We start from the raw sequence: 15,591 nt of genomic DNA on the forward strand, positions 1-15,591 counted from the left end.
GAACAAGGATATCTTCCGTGCCGACACCTCCTGTCTCCGCGCTGGTTGCCCAGATGGGCGAGGGTCCGGCGCCGCTGTATGCCCGGGTCAAACAAATGATTGCCCAGCAGATCCAGAATGGCAGCTGGCCGCCGCACCACCGGGTGCCGTCGGAAAGCGAACTGGTCACCCAGCTGGGTTTCAGCCGCATGACCATCAACCGCGCCCTGCGTGAACTGACTGCCGAAGGGTTGTTGGTGCGCATGCAGGGCGTGGGGACCTTCGTGGCCGAGCCCAAGACCCGCTCGGCGCTGTTCGAGGTCAACAACATTGCCGACGAGATCGCCGTGCGTGGCCATGAGCACAGTTGCAAGGTGGTGATCCTGGCCGAGGAGGCCGCCGGTTCCGAGCGCGCCCTGGCCCTGGACATGCGCGAAGGCCAGCGGGTGTTCCATTCCTTGATCGTGCATTACGAGAACGGCATCGCCGTGCAGATCGAAGACCGCTTCGTCAATGCGGCGGTCGCACCCGATTACCTCAAGCAGGACTTCACCCGGCAAACCCCCTACGCCTATTTGTCCCAGGTCGCACCGCTGACCGAAGGCGAGCACGTGGTCGAGGCGATTCTGGCCGAGCCGGAAGAATGCCGCCTGCTGCAAATCGAACAGAGCGAGCCGTGCCTGTTGATCCGCCGCCGCACCTGGTCGGGCCGCGTGCCGGTCACGGCAGCTCGCCTGATTCATCCCGGTTCCCGTCACCGTCTGGAAGGACGCTTCAGCAAATGAGCCAGTTGCAGGTTTTACGCGCCAAAGACTACCCCCGCATGCCGTGGAAGAACGGCGGCGGCAGTACTGAAGAAATCACCCGCGATGCTGGCGTTGGCCTGGACGGCTTCGGCTGGCGCCTGTCGATTGCCGATATCGCCGAGTCGGGCGGTTTTTCCAGCTTCGCCGGTTACCAGCGGATCATCACCGTGCTCGAAGGCGAGGGTATGCGCCTGCTGGTCGATGGCCAGCCCACGCGGCCGCTGTTGCCGTTCGATGCCTATGCCTTCAGGGGTGAGAGCCAGGTCAGTTGCACCTTGCTCGGCGCCTCGATCCGCGACTTCAACCTGATCTATGCCCCTGAGCGTTACCAGGCTCGCCTGCAGTGGCTCGACGGCACCCAGCGGGTCTTCAGCTCGGCCTCGACCCTGTTGCTGTTCGCGGCGTCTTCTCAGGTGGAGGTCGCCGTGGCCGGGCAGGGTGAGCACAGCCTTGGTCGCTATGACTGCCTGCACCTCGATGCCAACGACAGCCTGCAAACCTTGAACATCCAGGGGCGCTGCTGCCTGATCGAGCTGTCCCCGCGCTGAAACCGTAACAGCCTCGGCCACGCATTTGGGCGGGGCTGTTACCGATTGACCCGCAGTGGTGCAACGCCACTGGTCGGCTTCTCTCCCCAAAAATACCGCCCGAAAAAAATATTTCAGACCGGCTCCAAGGCCTGCGGGGCTTTAGCACCTGCATTCGCGCCGCTTGGAGGACAGGTTCGAGAAGTTGGCATTTCAATTGCCTATGCTTGTACATACAAGTAAATATGTGTTTGTATAAGTGCCATGACACACCCAATGCCTGGGTTGGTTTGGACTGATCGCTTAGGAGCCATTTCCGTGACTGACAACAATTTCAAAAAATTCCGTGACGTCGAAATCCGCGCAGCCCGCGGCAACAAGCTCACCGCCAAAAGCTGGCTGACTGAAGCACCGCTGCGCATGCTGATGAACAACCTCGACCCGGAAGTGGCAGAGAACCCCAAGGAACTGGTGGTTTATGGCGGCATCGGCCGCGCCGCGCGTAACTGGGAGTGCTACGACAAGATCGTCGAGAGCCTGACCAACCTCAACGAAGACGAAACCCTGCTGGTGCAGTCGGGCAAGCCGGTCGGCGTGTTCAAGACCCACAGCAACGCCCCGCGTGTACTGATCGCCAACTCCAACCTGGTGCCGCACTGGGCCAACTGGGAACACTTCAACGAACTGGATGCCAAGGGCCTGGCCATGTACGGCCAGATGACCGCCGGCAGCTGGATCTACATTGGCAGCCAGGGCATCGTCCAGGGCACCTACGAAACCTTCGTCGAGGCCGGTCGCCAGCACTACAACGGCAGCCTCAAGGGCAAGTGGGTACTGACCGCTGGCCTGGGCGGCATGGGCGGTGCCCAGCCACTGGCCGCGACCCTGGCCGGTGCCTGCTCGCTGAACATCGAGTGCCAGCAGAGTCGCATCGACTTCCGCCTGAGCAGCCGCTATGTCGACGAGCAGGCCAAGGACCTGGACGACGCCCTGGCACGCATTGCCAAGTACACCGCCGAAGGCAAGGCCATCTCCATTGCCCTGCTGGGCAACGCTGCCGAAATCCTGCCTGAGCTGGTCAAACGTGGCGTGCGCCCCGACATGGTCACCGACCAGACCAGCGCCCACGACCCGCTCAACGGCTACCTGCCTGCCGGCTGGGCCTGGGAGCAGTACCGCGACCGCGCCCAGACCGACCCGGCTGCCGTGGTCAAGGCCGCCAAGCAATCCATGGCCGTACACGTCGAGGCCATGCTCGACTTCCAGAAGCAGGGCATCCCGACCTTCGACTACGGCAACAACATCCGCCAGATGGCCAAGGAAGAAGGCGTCAGCAATGCGTTCGATTTCCCAGGCTTCGTACCGGCCTACATCCGTCCGCTGTTCTGCCGCGGTATCGGTCCGTTCCGCTGGGCTGCGCTGTCGGGCAATGCTGAAGACATCTACAAGACCGACGCCAAGGTCAAAGAACTGATCGCCGACGACGCCCACCTGCACAACTGGCTGGACATGGCGCGCGAGCGCATCAGCTTCCAGGGCCTGCCGGCGCGTATCTGCTGGGTTGGCCTGGGCCTGCGCGCCAAGCTGGGCCTGGCGTTCAACGAAATGGTCCGTAGCGGCGAGCTGTCGGCGCCCATCGTCATTGGCCGCGACCACCTGGACTCGGGCTCGGTCTCCAGCCCCAACCGCGAAACCGAATCCATGCAGGATGGCTCCGACGCCGTCTCCGACTGGCCGCTGCTCAACGCCCTGCTCAACACTGCCAGCGGCGCGACCTGGGTTTCGCTGCACCACGGTGGCGGCGTAGGCATGGGCTTCTCCCAGCACTCGGGCATGGTGATCGTCTGCGACGGTACCGATGAAGCGGCCGAGCGTATCGCTCGCGTACTGCACAACGACCCGGCCACCGGTGTCATGCGTCACGCCGATGCCGGTTACCAGATCGCCATCGACTGCGCCAAGGAACAAGGCTTGAACCTGCCGATGATTACAGGCTGATCATCGCCAATTGGTTGATACTGATATCTATGCAGGCGAATACGCCTCACGAGTACGGAGCATTAACGTGACTGAATTGACCCTGAAGCCCGGCACCCTGACCCTGGCTCAGCTGCGTGCGATCTACAAGCAGCCGGTAAAACTCAAGCTGGATGCCAGCGCCGATCAGCAGATCGATGCCAGCGTCGCTTGTGTCGAGCAGATCCTGGCGGAAAACCGCACCGCCTACGGCATCAACACCGGGTTCGGCCTGCTGGCCTCGACCCGTATCGCCAGCCACGACCTGGAAAACCTGCAGCGTTCGCTGGTGCTGTCCCACGCCGCCGGCGTAGGCGCGCCAATCGATGACGCCCTGGTGCGCCTGATCATGGTGCTCAAGGTCAACAGCCTGAGCCGTGGTTTCTCCGGCATCCGCCGCAAGGTGATCGATGCACTGATCGCCCTGATCAACGCCGAGGTCTACCCGCACATTCCGCTCAAAGGTTCGGTTGGCGCCTCCGGCGACCTGGCACCGCTGGCGCACATGTCGCTGGTACTGCTCGGCGAAGGCAAGGCACGCCACAACGGCCAGTGGCTGCCCGCCACCGAAGCCCTGGCAGTTGCCGGCCTCGAGCCGCTGACCCTGGCGGCCAAGGAAGGCCTGGCCTTGCTCAACGGTACCCAGGCGTCCACCGCCTTTGCCCTGCGCGGTCTGTTTGAAGGCGAGGACCTGTTCGCCGCCGCCATGTCGGTCGGTGGCCTGACGGTCGAAGCGGTACTGGGTTCGCGCTCGCCGTTCGATGCCCGTATCCACGAGGCCCGTGGCCAGCGCGGCCAGATCGACGCCGCCGCCTGCTACCGCGACCTGCTCGGCGACGGCAGCGAAGTCTCGGCTTCGCACCAGAACTGCGGCAAGGTACAGGACCCGTACTCCCTGCGCTGCCAGCCACAAGTCATGGGCGCCTGCCTGACCCAGTTCCGCCAGGCTGCCGAGGTGCTGGTGGTCGAAGCCAACGCCGTGTCCGACAACCCGCTGGTATTCGCCAACGAAGGTGACGTGATCTCCGGCGGCAACTTCCACGCCGAACCCGTGGCCATGGCGGCCGACAACATGGCCCTGGCCATTGCCGAGATCGGCTCGCTCAGCGAACGCCGCATCTCGCTGATGATGGACAAGCACATGTCCCAGCTGCCGCCGTTCCTGGTGGCCAACGGTGGCGTCAACTCGGGCTTCATGATCGCCCAGGTGACCGCCGCTGCACTGGCCAGCGAGAACAAGGCCCTGGCCCACCCGCACAGCGTCGACAGCCTGCCGACCTCGGCCAACCAGGAAGACCACGTGTCGATGGCCCCGGCTGCCGGCAAGCGCCTGTGGGAAATGAGCGACAACGTGCGCGGCATTCTGGCCGTGGAATGGCTGGCTGCCTGCCAGGGCCTGGACCTGCGCGAAGGCCTGAAGACCTCGCCGAAACTGGAACAAGCCCGCCAGACCCTGCGTAGCAAGGTCGCCTACTACGAGAAAGACCGCTTCTTCGCCCCGGACATCGAGGCGGCAATCGCCCTGTTGGCTGAAGGTCACCTGACCGGTCTGCTGCCGGCCAAGGTCCTGCCTAGCCTGTGATCCCTGGGCTGGCCTGTGGGCCAGCCACCTGCCGCACGGACCTTCACAGGTCCGTGCCGCTTTTCGCCTACAACAAAAACAGGACGCGAAATGCACACTCAAGCTCAAGGACTCACGCGCGGATTGAACGCGCGTCATATTCGCTTCATGGCATTGGGCTCGGCAATCGGGACCGGCCTGTTCTACGGCTCTGCCTCGGCGATCCAGATGGCCGGCCCGGCCGTGCTGCTGGCCTACCTGATTGGTGGTGCCGCCGTCTTCATGGTGATGCGCGCGCTCGGTGAAATGGCCGTGCACAACCCGGTGTCCGGCTCCTTCGGCCAGTACGCCAACACCTACCTGGGGCCGATGTCCGGGTTCATCCTGGGGTGGACCTACGCCTTTGAAATGATCATTGTCTGCCTGGCCGACGTCACGGCGTTCGGCATCTATATGGGCTTCTGGTTTCCGGAGGTGGCCCGCTGGATCTGGGTGCTGGGCATTGTCTTCCTGATCGGCGGCCTGAACCTGTGCAACGTCAAGGTGTTTGGCGAGATGGAGTTCTGGCTGTCCTTGCTCAAGGTCGGCGCCATCGTTGCAATGATTCTGGCCGGCTTCGGCATCATGGCGTTCGGGCTGAGCACTGCCGATACCGGTAACGCGGTGGGCGTCAGCAACCTGTTCGAGCATGGCGGTTTCATGCCCAACGGCATCGGCGGCCTGATCGCCTCGTTTGCCGTGGTGATGTTCGCCTTCGGCGGCATCGAGATCATCGGCATCACCGCCGGCGAGGCCAAAGACCCGCAGCGCGTCATCCCCAAGGCGATCAACGCCGTGCCGCTGCGCATCCTGCTGTTCTACATCCTCACCCTGTTCGTGCTGATGTGCCTATACCCATGGCCACAGATCGGCAGCCAGGGCAGCCCGTTCGTGCAGATCTTCAGCAACCTGGGCATTGGCTCGGCAGCGACTGTGCTGAACATCGTGGTGATTTCGGCGGCAGTGTCGGCCATCAACAGTGACATCTTCGGCGCCGGTCGGATGATGTACGGCCTGGCCCAGCAAGGACATGCACCCAAAGGCTTCGCCAAGATCTCCCGTCACGGCGTGCCGTGGATGACCGTGATGGTCATGGGTGCGGCCTTGCTCGGCGGTGTAGTGCTCAACTACCTGATCCCGGAAAACGTGTTCCTGCTGATTGCCTCGATCGCCACCTTTGCTACTGTCTGGGTCTGGCTGATGATCCTGGTGACCCAGGTGGCCATGCGCCGCAGCATGAGCCGTGAAGAGGTGGCCCAGCTCAAGTTCCCGGTGCCGTTCTGGCCGTACGGGCCGGCTGCCGCCATTGCCTTCATGCTGTTCGTGTTCGGCGTGCTCGGGTACTTCCCTGATACTCAGGCCGCATTGCTGGTGGGCGTGGTCTGGGTGCTGTTCCTGGTCGCTTCCTACCTGCTGTGGTGCAAGCCGCGGGCAGCCAAGGGCGAGATGCCGCTGGCCCAGGATCCTTCTCAATCTCACCGCTAACGACGGAGACGTTCCATGAAAACCCTCTGGCAGCACTGCCATGTGGCGAGCATGGCCCAAGGCAGCTACTCGATCATCGAGGACGCGGCGATTGTCACCAGCGCCGGCCACATCGAGTGGATCGGTCCGCGCCAGTCGCTACCGGCCATCACCGCTGACAGAACCGTGGACCTGGGCGGCGCCTGGGTCACGCCGGGGCTGATCGACTGCCACACCCACGCGGTGTTCGGTGGCAATCGCAGCGGCGAGTTCGAGCAGCGCCTGCAAGGCGTGAGCTACGCCGAGATCGCGGCCCAGGGCGGCGGCATCGCCAGCACCGTGCGGGCTACCCGCGCGGCCAGCGAAGATGAGCTGTTCGCCAGTGCCCGCCAGCGGGTGCAGGCGCTGATGCGCGATGGCGTGACCACCCTTGAGGTGAAGTCAGGCTACGGCCTGGACCTGGCCAACGAGCGCAAGATGCTCAAGGTGGCCCGTCGCCTGGGCGAGGAGCTGCCACTGACCGTGCGCAGCACCTGCCTGGCCGCCCATGCCTTGCCGCCTGAGTACAAGGACCGCGCCGACGACTACATCACCCACATCTGCGACGAGATGCTGCCGGCCCTGGCTGCCGAGGGGCTGGTCGATGCCGTGGATGCATTCTGTGAGTACCTGGCCTTTTCCCCGGCCCAGGTCGAGCGGGTGTTCATCAAGGCCCATGAGCTGAAGTTGCCGGTCAAGCTGCATGCCGAGCAACTGTCGTCATTGGCGGGCTCGAGCCTGGCCGCGCGATACCAGGCGCTGTCGGCCGATCACCTGGAGTTCATGACCGAAGACGACGCCATTGCCATGGCGGCATCAGGGACCGTGGCGGTGTTGCTGCCCGGGGCCTTTTACTTCTTGCGTGAAACCCAGCTGCCGCCGATGGATGCCTTGCGCAAGCACGGGGTGAAAATCGCCATCGCCAGCGACCTCAACCCGGGCACCTCGCCGGGGCTGTCGTTGCGCCTGATGCTCAACATGGCCTGCACACTGTTCCGCATGACGCCGGAAGAAGCCCTGGCCGGTGTTACCCTGCACGCCGCCACGGCCTTGGGCCTGGGTCATAGCCATGGTTCGCTGGAGGTGGGCAAGGTGGCAGACTTCGTCGCCTGGCAGATCGAGCGTCCGGCAGACCTGTCGTATTGGTTGGGCGGCGACCTGCCCAAGCGGGTGGTGCGCCTGGGCCATGAAATTTTCAACTGATTAAAGGAGGGCCTATGGACAAGGTACTGAGTTTTCACCAAGGCAGCCTGCCGCTGCTGATCAGCATGCCCCATGCCGGCCTGCGCCTGACCCCTGTGGTCAAAGCCGGACTGGTGGCGCAGGCGCGAAGCCTGCCCGACACCGACTGGCACATTCCGCAGTTGTACGACTTTGCCCGTGAACTGGGCGCCAGCGTGGTGGCGGCCGAGTACTCGCGCTTTGTCATCGACCTGAACCGCCCGGACGACGACAAGCCCTTGTATACCGGTGCCACCACCGGGCTGTACCCGGCCACCTTGTTCGAGGGCGAGCCCCTGTTCGAGGCTGGCAAGGAACCGTCGGCCGAAGAGCGGGCCGAGTACCTGGAAGGCATCTGGCGCCCTTATCACAACACTATCCGCAGTGAACTGGACCGCTTGAAGAAGCAGTTCGGTTACGCGCTGCTGTGGGATGCCCACTCGATTCGCTCGCATATCCCGCACCTGTTCGACGGCAAACTGCCGGACTTCAACCTGGGCACCTTCAATGGCGCCAGTTGTGATCCGCAGCTGGCCGAGCGCCTGCAGGCCGTTTGCGCCAGGGCCGAGCAGTACAGCCATGTGCTCAACGGCCGCTTCAAGGGTGGGCACATCACCCGTCACTACGGCGACCCGGCCAACAACATCCATGCGGTACAGCTGGAGTTGGCGCAGAGCACCTATATGGAAGAGGTCGAGCCGTTCAAGTACCGCGAAGACCTGGCGCAGCCGACCCAAGTGGTGTTGAAGCAGCTGCTGGAAACCATGCTTGCCTGGGGCTGCGGGAGCGGGCTTGCTGCGCGAGGCGATTGACCTGACAGACTGCTATCGCGGGGCAAGCCCGCTCCTACCACTGCCGTGATGATGCTCTAAGCGCAATTCAGGTTTATGATGCCCAACGGCAGAATAATTCCCACACGGAGTGCGTAATGCAGACCTTGTACCCGCAGATCAAACCCTACGCCCGGCACGATCTGGCCGTGGAAGCACCGCATGTGCTGTATGTCGACGAGAGCGGTTCGCCGGAAGGTCTGCCGGTGTTGTTCATCCACGGGGGGCCGGGTGCAGGCTGCGATGCCCAGAGCCGCTGCTACTTCGACCCGAACCTGTACCGGATCATCACTTTCGATCAGCGTGGCTGTGGTCGCTCGACCCCCCATGCCAGCCTGGAAAACAACACCACCTGGCATCTGGTCGAAGACATCGAGCGCATCCGCAAGCACCTGGGGATCGACAAGTGGGTACTGTTCGGCGGCTCCTGGGGTTCGACCCTGGCCCTGGCCTACGCCCAGACCCATCCCGAGCGCGTTCACGGGCTGATTCTGCGCGGCATCTTCCTGTGCCGCCCGCAGGAGATCGAGTGGTTCTACCAGGCAGGCGCCAGCCGCCTGTTCCCTGACTACTGGCAAGACTACATTGCCCCGATCCCGGCCGAGGAACGGGGCGACCTGGTCGGCGCTTTTCACAAGCGCCTGACCGGCAACGACCAGATCGCCCAGATGCACGCCGCCAAGGCGTGGTCCACCTGGGAAGGGCGCACCGCCACCTTGCGGCCCAATCCGCTGGTGGTCGATCGCTTCTCCGAGCCTCAGCGTGCGTTGTCGATTGCCCGCATCGAGTGTCATTACTTCACCAACAATGCCTTCCTCGAACCCGATCAACTGATCCGCGACATGCCGAAGATCGCCCACCTGCCGGCGGTGATCGTGCATGGCCGCTACGACGTGATCTGCCCGCTGGACAATGCCTGGGAGCTGCATCAGGCCTGGCCGAACAGCGAGCTCAAGGTGATTCGCGACGCCGGCCACGCCGCGTCCGAGCCGGGCATCACCGATGCCCTGGTACGCGCCGCCGACCAGATGGCCCGGCGCCTGCTGGACCTGCCCCTGGAAGAAGCATGAAGGGGTTGCTGCAACGCGTGCGGGGCGCGCGGGTCGATGTAGCAGGGCAGACCGTCGGTGCAATCGACCAGGGCCTGCTGGTGCTGGTGGCGGTCGAGCCCGGCGATACCCCGGCCCACGCCGACAAGCTCTTGCACAAGCTGCTCAACTACCGGGTATTCAGCGATCCGCAGGGCAAGATGAACCTGTCGCTCAAGGACATCGGTGGCGGGCTGCTGCTGGTGTCCCAGTTCACCCTGGCCGCCGACACCCAGAGCGGGTTGCGGCCAAGCTTCTCGACGGCCGCGCCGCCGGCACTGGGCGCCGAGTTGTTCGACTACCTGCTGGCCCAGGCCAGGCTCAAACATGAAACGGTTGCCAGTGGCCAATTTGGTGCAGACATGCAAGTGCATCTGGTCAATGATGGCCCCGTAACATTTATGTTACAAATCTGATGGCAAAAAACCCCTGTTTGTTAGAAAACAAGGGGTTTTGTGGCAGAAATAGTTTGTTTCGCCTGATGCGTTGTAACGCGGCCTGCTGGATAATCGCGCGCTATGTGGACCTGCGTTCGTGGGTTCGTTTCACTCTGACTTGAGACTGTCTGGAACCGTTTGGGGAATCATTGCGCCCTTTCGGAGTCCGAACAGTGCTCGCCAACCTGGCATTTGTCGCTGGCCGTTGGTTCTTTAGATCTGTTTTCGGCGAGGGTTGCTCGTGATTGTAAGTCCCTGTAATGCACCAAGAACTCCTGGCAATCGGCTGCGCAAGGCCCTGCTGGCGGGCGCTACGCTGGTAGGCCTGCTCAGCGCCGGCCAGCTCTGGGCGTTCAACCTTGACGATGTCGCGGCCAAGGCGAAGGATCTTGCCGGACAGAAATATGAGGCTCCAAAAAGCAATCTGCCGGCCGTGTTCCGTGACATGAAATACGGTGACTACCAGCAAATTCGCTTCCTTAATGAGAAGGCTGAATGGGCGAATGAGAAAACCCCGTTCAAGCTGTCCTTCTATCACCAGGGCATGCACTTCGACACGCCGGTGAAAATCAACGAAGTGACGGCGACCACGGTCAACGAGATCAAGTACGACCCGAGCCGCTTCGATTTCGGCAATGTGCAGTTCGATCCAAAGGCCACCGAGAACCTGGGTTACGCCGGTTTCCGCGTCCTGTACCCGATCAACAAGGCCGACAAGCAGGATGAGATCATGACCCTGCTTGGCGCCAGCTACTTCCGCGTAGTCGGCAAGGGCCACGTGTATGGCCTGTCGGCCCGTGGCCTGGCCATCGACACCGCGCTGCCGTCCGGCGAAGAGTTCCCGCGCTTCACCGAGTTCTGGGTCGAGCGTCCGAAACCTGCCGACAAGCACCTGGTGATCTACGCGCTGCTCGATTCGCCGCGCTCCACCGGCGCCTACCGCCTGACCCTGCGTCCGGGCAGCGACACCATTGTCGACGTCAAGTCCAAGGTGTTCCTGCGTGACCACGTCAGCCGCCTGGGCATTGCCCCGCTGACCAGCATGTTCCTGTTCGGCGGCAACCAGCCGTCCAAGGTGCTCAACTACCGTCCGGCCCTGCACGACTCCGAAGGCCTATCGATCCACGCCGGTAATGGCGAGTGGCTGTGGCGTCCGCTGAACAACCCGAAACACCTGGCCGTGAGCAACTTCAGCGTCGAGAACCCGCGTGGTTTCGGCCTGCTGCAGCGCCAGCGTGACTTCAGCCAGTTTGAAGACCTGGACGACAACTACCAGAAGCGCCCAAGCGCCTGGATCGAGCCGGTTGGCGATTGGGGCAAGGGCACAGTGGACCTGGTCGAGATTCCGACTGCCGATGAAACCAACGACAACATCGTTGCGTTCTGGAGCCCGGAAAAACTGCCGGAGCCAGGTACCCCGTTCGACTACGCCTACCGCCTGCACTGGACCATCGACGAGTCCGAGTTCCACTCGCCGAACCTGGGCTGGGTCAAGCAGACCCTGCGCTCCACCGGTGACGTCAAGCAATCCAACCTGATCCGCCAGCCAGACGGCAGCGTTGCCTTCCTGGTCGATTTCGAGGGTCCGGTGTTGGCTAAACTGCCAGAAGACACCGCTGTGCGTAGCCAGGTCAGCGTCGGCGACAACGCCGAACTGGTCGAGAACAACCTGCGCTACAACCCGGAAATCAAAGGCTGGCGCCTGACCCTGCGGTTCAAGGTCAAGGACCCGAGCAAGTCCGTGGAAATGCGCGCAGCCCTGCTGCGTGACGTTCCGGTCGAGCCGGCCAAGCCAGCTAAACCTGCCAAGCAGGACAAGGCTGCGGCCAAGCATGCCAAGGCCGAGAAGCCTGCCGAGCAACCTGCCGCCGACGCGGCGCCTACCACCGGGACACCGGCCACCACCGAACAGGTGTTGACCGAGACCTGGAGCTACCAGTTGCCTGCCGATGAGTAATTCTCAAGCACGGCCAGAATCGCTCGGCGAGTACCTGGCCCATTTACCTCTGAGCGACGAGCAGCGGGCAGAACTTGCCAGCTGTTCCTCGTTCAGCGAGCTGCACCAGCGTTTGTCTTCGCAGCCGGCTGTGCGCGATGCCGAGGCCGTCCAGGCCTCGGTGGGCAGCCGCCTGACCTTGACCAGCGCCGCTGAAATGGAAGAGGCCGAGATGCTCGGCCTCGACGCCAGCGGTCGCGTGTGCCTGAAAGCCACGCCGCCGATCAAGCGGACCCGGGTCATTCCCGAGCCATGGCGGACCAACATCCTGATCCGCGCCTGGCGCCGCCTGACCGGGCGTACCAACGCCCCGGCACCGGCCAAGCGTGAGCTGCCCAAGGCACGCTGGCGCTGGGTCGGCTCCATGCGCCGCTATATCCTGCTGACGCTGATGCTCGGCCAGACCATCGTTGCCGGCTGGTACATGAAGGGCATCCTGCCGTACCAGGGCTGGTCGTTCGTTGATCTTGACGAAGTCATGCACCAGCCGCTGCTGCAAACGGCAACCCAGGTCTGGCCGTATGCGCTGCAGACCAGCATCCTGATCCTGTTCGGTATCCTGTTCTGCTGGGTATCGGCCGGTTTCTGGACCGCATTGATGGGCTTCCTCGAGCTGCTGACCGGCCGCGACAAGTACCGCATCTCCGGCAGCAGTGCCGGTAACGAGCCGATCGAGGCCGGTGCGCGTACTGCCATCGTCATGCCGATCTGCAACGAAGATGTGCCACGGGTGTTCGCCGGCCTGCGTGCGACCTTCGAGTCGGTGGCTGCCACGGGCGACCTGGACCGCTTCGACTTCTTCGTCCTCAGCGATACCAACGACACCGACATCGCGGTGGCCGAACAACAGGCCTGGCTTGAAGTCTGCCGCGAGTCCAAGGGCTTCGGGCGGATCTTCTACCGCCGTCGTCGTCGCCGGGTAAAACGCAAGAGCGGCAACCTCGACGACTTCTGCCGTCGTTGGGGCAGCGACTACCGCTACATGGTGGTGCTCGACGCCGACAGCGTCATGAGCGGCGAATGCCTGACCAGCCTGGTGCGCTTGATGGAAGCCAACCCGGACGCCGGTATCATCCAGACCGCGCCGAAAGCCTCGGGCATGGACACTCTGTATGCGCGCATGCAGCAGTTCGCCACCCGCGTCTATGGCCCGCTGTTCACCGCCGGCCTGCACTTCTGGCAGCTCGGTGAGTCGCACTATTGGGGCCACAACGCGATCATCCGCATGAAGCCCTTTATCGAGCACTGCGCCCTGGCGCCGTTGCCGGGTAAAGGCGCGTTCGCCGGTGCCATCCTCTCTCACGACTTCGTCGAAGCTGCGCTGATGCGCCGTGCCGGCTGGGGCGTATGGATTGCCTACGACCTGCCGGGCAGCTATGAGGAGTTGCCGCCGAACCTGCTCGACGAGCTCAAGCGTGACCGGCGTTGGTGCCACGGCAACCTGATGAACTTCCGCCTGTTCCTGGTCAAGGGCATGCACCCGGTTCACCGCGCGGTGTTCCTCACCGGGGTGATGTCGTACCTGTCGGCGCCGCTGTGGTTCTTCTTCCTGGTGCTGTCGACGGCGCTGCTTGCGACCAACACCCTGATGGAGCCGCAGTACTTCCTCGAACCACGCCAGCTCTATCCACTGTGGCCACAATGGCACCCGGAGAAGGCCATCGCGCTGTTCTCCACCACCATCGTGCTGCTGTTCCTGCCCAAGCTGCTCAGCGTCATCCTGATCTGGGCCAAGGGCGCGAAAGAGTTTGGCGGGCGCTTCAAGGTCACCCTGTCGATGCTGCTGGAGATGCTCTTCTCCATGCTGCTGGCGCCGGTGCGGATGATCTTCCATACCCGTTTCGTGCTCGCCGCGTTCCTGGGTTGGGCTGCGACCTGGAACTCGCCGCAGCGTGACGACGACTCCACCCCGTGGAGCGAAGCGGTACGCCGTCACGGCCCGCAAACCCTGCTGGGTGTGGCCTGGGCGTTGCTGGTGGCCTGGCTGAACCCAAGCTTCCTGTGGTGGCTGGTGCCGATCGTGGGTTCGCTGATGCTGTCGATCCCGGTCTCGGTGATCTCCAGCCGCGTGCACCTGGGCCTGCGCGCCAAGGACGAGAGCCTGTTCCTGATCCCCGAGGAATACGCCACGCCCCACGAGCTGCTGGCAACCGACCAGTACACCCACGAGAACCGCTGGCACGCCATGCACGACGGCTTTGTCCGTGCAGTGGTCGACCCGCAACAGAACGCCCTGGCCTGTGCCCTGGCCACTGCACGTCACGGTGTCGCGGCGCCGATCGAGTCGCTGCGTGCCGAGCGGATCGAAAAGGCGCTGGACCTGGGGCCGACCGGCCTGGACGGCAATACCCGTCTGGCCCTGCTCAGCGACCCGGTCGCCCTGACTCGCCTGCACAATCGCGTGTGGGATGAGAAGCACGAGCCCTGGTTGAGCGTGTGGCGTCAGTCGATCGCCAACGATCCGCACTCGCCGTTGCTGCCGCTGCATCCGGAGCCGGTGGCGCAGCCTTCGATGGCCAGCGCCTGATTCATCGCGGGGCAAGCTCGCTCCTGCAGCCAATGCAGGAGCGGGCTTGCCCCGCGATCGTCTCCCCCCTTTTTCCGATACCCACAACGCTGCCCATGCGTTAGCATCCCCTCCGAATATCTCGCACCGGTTTGTAGGACGGTTCGCGCTAAAAATAAAATTCGGGCTTTATTGCTGGGGGATCTGGTGATGTTGAAAAAATATCTGTCGATGCTGCTGGTCGGCGTCACGGCACTGGTCGCGGTCAACGCCGCCCAGGCAGCCGGGGCTATTGATGATGCAGTCAAGCGTGGCACCCTGCGTGCCGGCATGGACCCTACCTACATGCCGTTCCAGATGACCAACAAGCGCGGCGAGATCGTCGGCTTCGAAGTCGATATCCTCAAAGCCATGGCCAAGTCCATGGGCGTCAAGCTGGAGATGGTCTCCACTTCCTACGACGGCATCATCCCGGCCCTGATGACCGACAAGTTCGACATCATCAGCAGCGGCATGACCCTGACCCAGGAACGCAACCTGAAACTGAACTTCAGCGAACCCTTCATCGTGGTCGGCCAGACCCTGCTGATCCGCAAGGAACTGGCGGGCGAGATCAAGTCCTACAAAGACTTGAACAACGAGAAGTACCGCCTGACCTCCAAGCTCGGCACCACCGGTGAAATGGTCGCCAAGAAGCTGATCGGCAAGGCCAAGTACCACGGCTACGACAACGAGCAGGAAGCGGTGATGGACGTGGTCAACGGCAAGGCCGACGCCTTCGTCTATGACGCGCCGTACAACGTGGTTGCGGTGAACAAGGCCGGTGCCGGCAAGCTGCTGTTCCTGGACAAGCCGTTCACCTTCGAGCCCCTGGCCTTCGGCCTGAAGAAGGGCGACTACGACAGCCTGAACTTCATCAACAACTTCCTGCACCAGATCAAGCACGACGGTACCTACGATCGAATCCACGACAAGTGGTTCAAGGACACCGCCTGGCTCAAGGACATGGAATAAGGCCACGGCGCAGCGCCTGGCTTGAAACCCGACGCGCAGGCTGGTCCTGCGCGTTCGCTTTTACGGAA

The 15,591-nt window shown here is 63.1% G+C and carries 12 protein-coding genes; all 12 read left to right on the forward strand.

Features of this window, described 5'->3' with window-relative positions:
- The first annotated feature begins 53 nt into the window (after positions 1–53).
- The 12 genes from hutC (at position 54) to U9R80_RS01685 (ending at position 15,523) form a co-directional block, all read left to right on the forward strand.
- Positions 54–764, forward strand: coding sequence for a histidine utilization repressor (gene hutC / locus U9R80_RS01630; protein WP_167332117.1), 711 nt, complete (start codon positions 54–56; stop codon positions 762–764).
- A complete protein-coding gene (locus tag U9R80_RS01635) occupies positions 761–1,333 on the forward strand; it encodes a HutD/Ves family protein (RefSeq protein WP_301838449.1) in 573 nt (190 codons plus the stop codon). The genes hutC and U9R80_RS01635 overlap by 4 nt, the downstream gene beginning before the upstream one ends.
- A 297-nt stretch (positions 1,334–1,630) precedes the next feature.
- On the forward strand, positions 1,631–3,310 hold the full coding sequence (gene hutU, locus U9R80_RS01640) for a urocanate hydratase (RefSeq protein WP_301838448.1): 1,680 nt from the start codon (positions 1,631–1,633) through the stop codon (positions 3,308–3,310).
- A gap of 67 nt (positions 3,311–3,377) precedes the next feature.
- On the forward strand, positions 3,378–4,910 hold the full coding sequence (gene hutH / locus U9R80_RS01645; RefSeq protein ID WP_301838446.1) for a histidine ammonia-lyase: 1,533 nt from the start codon (positions 3,378–3,380) through the stop codon (positions 4,908–4,910).
- A 90-nt stretch (positions 4,911–5,000) separates the two neighbouring features.
- Positions 5,001–6,413 carry an amino acid permease gene (locus U9R80_RS01650; RefSeq protein WP_301838445.1) on the forward strand — a complete coding sequence of 471 codons (1,413 nt, stop codon included), beginning with the start codon at positions 5,001–5,003 and terminating at the stop codon, positions 6,411–6,413.
- A 15-nt stretch (positions 6,414–6,428) separates the two neighbouring features.
- Positions 6,429–7,634, forward strand: a complete 1,206-nt coding sequence (gene hutI, locus U9R80_RS01655; protein WP_301838444.1) for an imidazolonepropionase — start codon at positions 6,429–6,431, stop codon at positions 7,632–7,634.
- Between the two features lie 14 nt (positions 7,635–7,648).
- A complete protein-coding gene (gene hutG, locus U9R80_RS01660) occupies positions 7,649–8,464 on the forward strand; it encodes an N-formylglutamate deformylase (protein ID WP_301838443.1) in 816 nt (271 codons plus the stop codon).
- Positions 8,465–8,580: 116 nt separating this feature from the next.
- Entirely contained in the window at positions 8,581–9,552 is a 972-nt protein-coding gene (gene pip, locus U9R80_RS01665; protein WP_301838441.1) for a prolyl aminopeptidase, read from the forward strand.
- On the forward strand, positions 9,549–9,986 hold the full coding sequence (gene dtd, locus U9R80_RS01670; RefSeq protein WP_301838440.1) for a D-aminoacyl-tRNA deacylase: 438 nt from the start codon (positions 9,549–9,551) through the stop codon (positions 9,984–9,986). Before pip ends, dtd begins: the two co-directional genes overlap by 4 nt.
- A 262-nt stretch (positions 9,987–10,248) precedes the next feature.
- Entirely contained in the window at positions 10,249–11,964 is a 1,716-nt protein-coding gene (locus U9R80_RS01675; protein WP_301838439.1) for a glucan biosynthesis protein G, read from the forward strand.
- Complete coding sequence (gene mdoH, locus U9R80_RS01680; RefSeq protein WP_301838438.1) at positions 11,957–14,530, forward strand: glucans biosynthesis glucosyltransferase MdoH; 2,574 nt, start codon at positions 11,957–11,959, stop codon at positions 14,528–14,530. Before U9R80_RS01675 ends, mdoH begins: the two co-directional genes overlap by 8 nt.
- 192 nt (positions 14,531–14,722) lie before the next feature.
- On the forward strand, positions 14,723–15,523 hold the full coding sequence (locus tag U9R80_RS01685) for a transporter substrate-binding domain-containing protein (protein ID WP_028945550.1): 801 nt from the start codon (positions 14,723–14,725) through the stop codon (positions 15,521–15,523).
- The last annotated feature ends 68 nt before the right edge of the window (positions 15,524–15,591 follow it).

This window comes from Pseudomonas sp. JQ170C (assembly GCF_035581345.1).
Classification (GTDB): Bacteria; Pseudomonadota; Gammaproteobacteria; order Pseudomonadales; family Pseudomonadaceae; genus Aquipseudomonas.

Excerpts from the sequence above, each read along its gene's own strand:
- hutG (WP_301838443.1), top strand. The coding sequence starts at position 7,649 with ATGGACAAGGTACTGAGTTTTCACCAAGGCAGCCTGCCGCTGCTGATC.
- hutI (WP_301838444.1), top strand. The coding sequence starts at position 6,429 with ATGAAAACCCTCTGGCAGCACTGCCATGTGGCGAGCATGGCCCAAGGC.
- U9R80_RS01650 (WP_301838445.1), top strand. The coding sequence starts at position 5,001 with ATGCACACTCAAGCTCAAGGACTCACGCGCGGATTGAACGCGCGTCAT.
- dtd (WP_301838440.1), top strand. The coding sequence starts at position 9,549 with ATGAAGGGGTTGCTGCAACGCGTGCGGGGCGCGCGGGTCGATGTAGCA.
- pip (WP_301838441.1), top strand. The coding sequence starts at position 8,581 with ATGCAGACCTTGTACCCGCAGATCAAACCCTACGCCCGGCACGATCTG.
- hutC (WP_167332117.1), top strand. The coding sequence starts at position 54 with ATGGGCGAGGGTCCGGCGCCGCTGTATGCCCGGGTCAAACAAATGATT.
- U9R80_RS01635 (WP_301838449.1), top strand. The coding sequence starts at position 761 with ATGAGCCAGTTGCAGGTTTTACGCGCCAAAGACTACCCCCGCATGCCG.
- mdoH (WP_301838438.1), top strand. The coding sequence starts at position 11,957 with ATGAGTAATTCTCAAGCACGGCCAGAATCGCTCGGCGAGTACCTGGCC.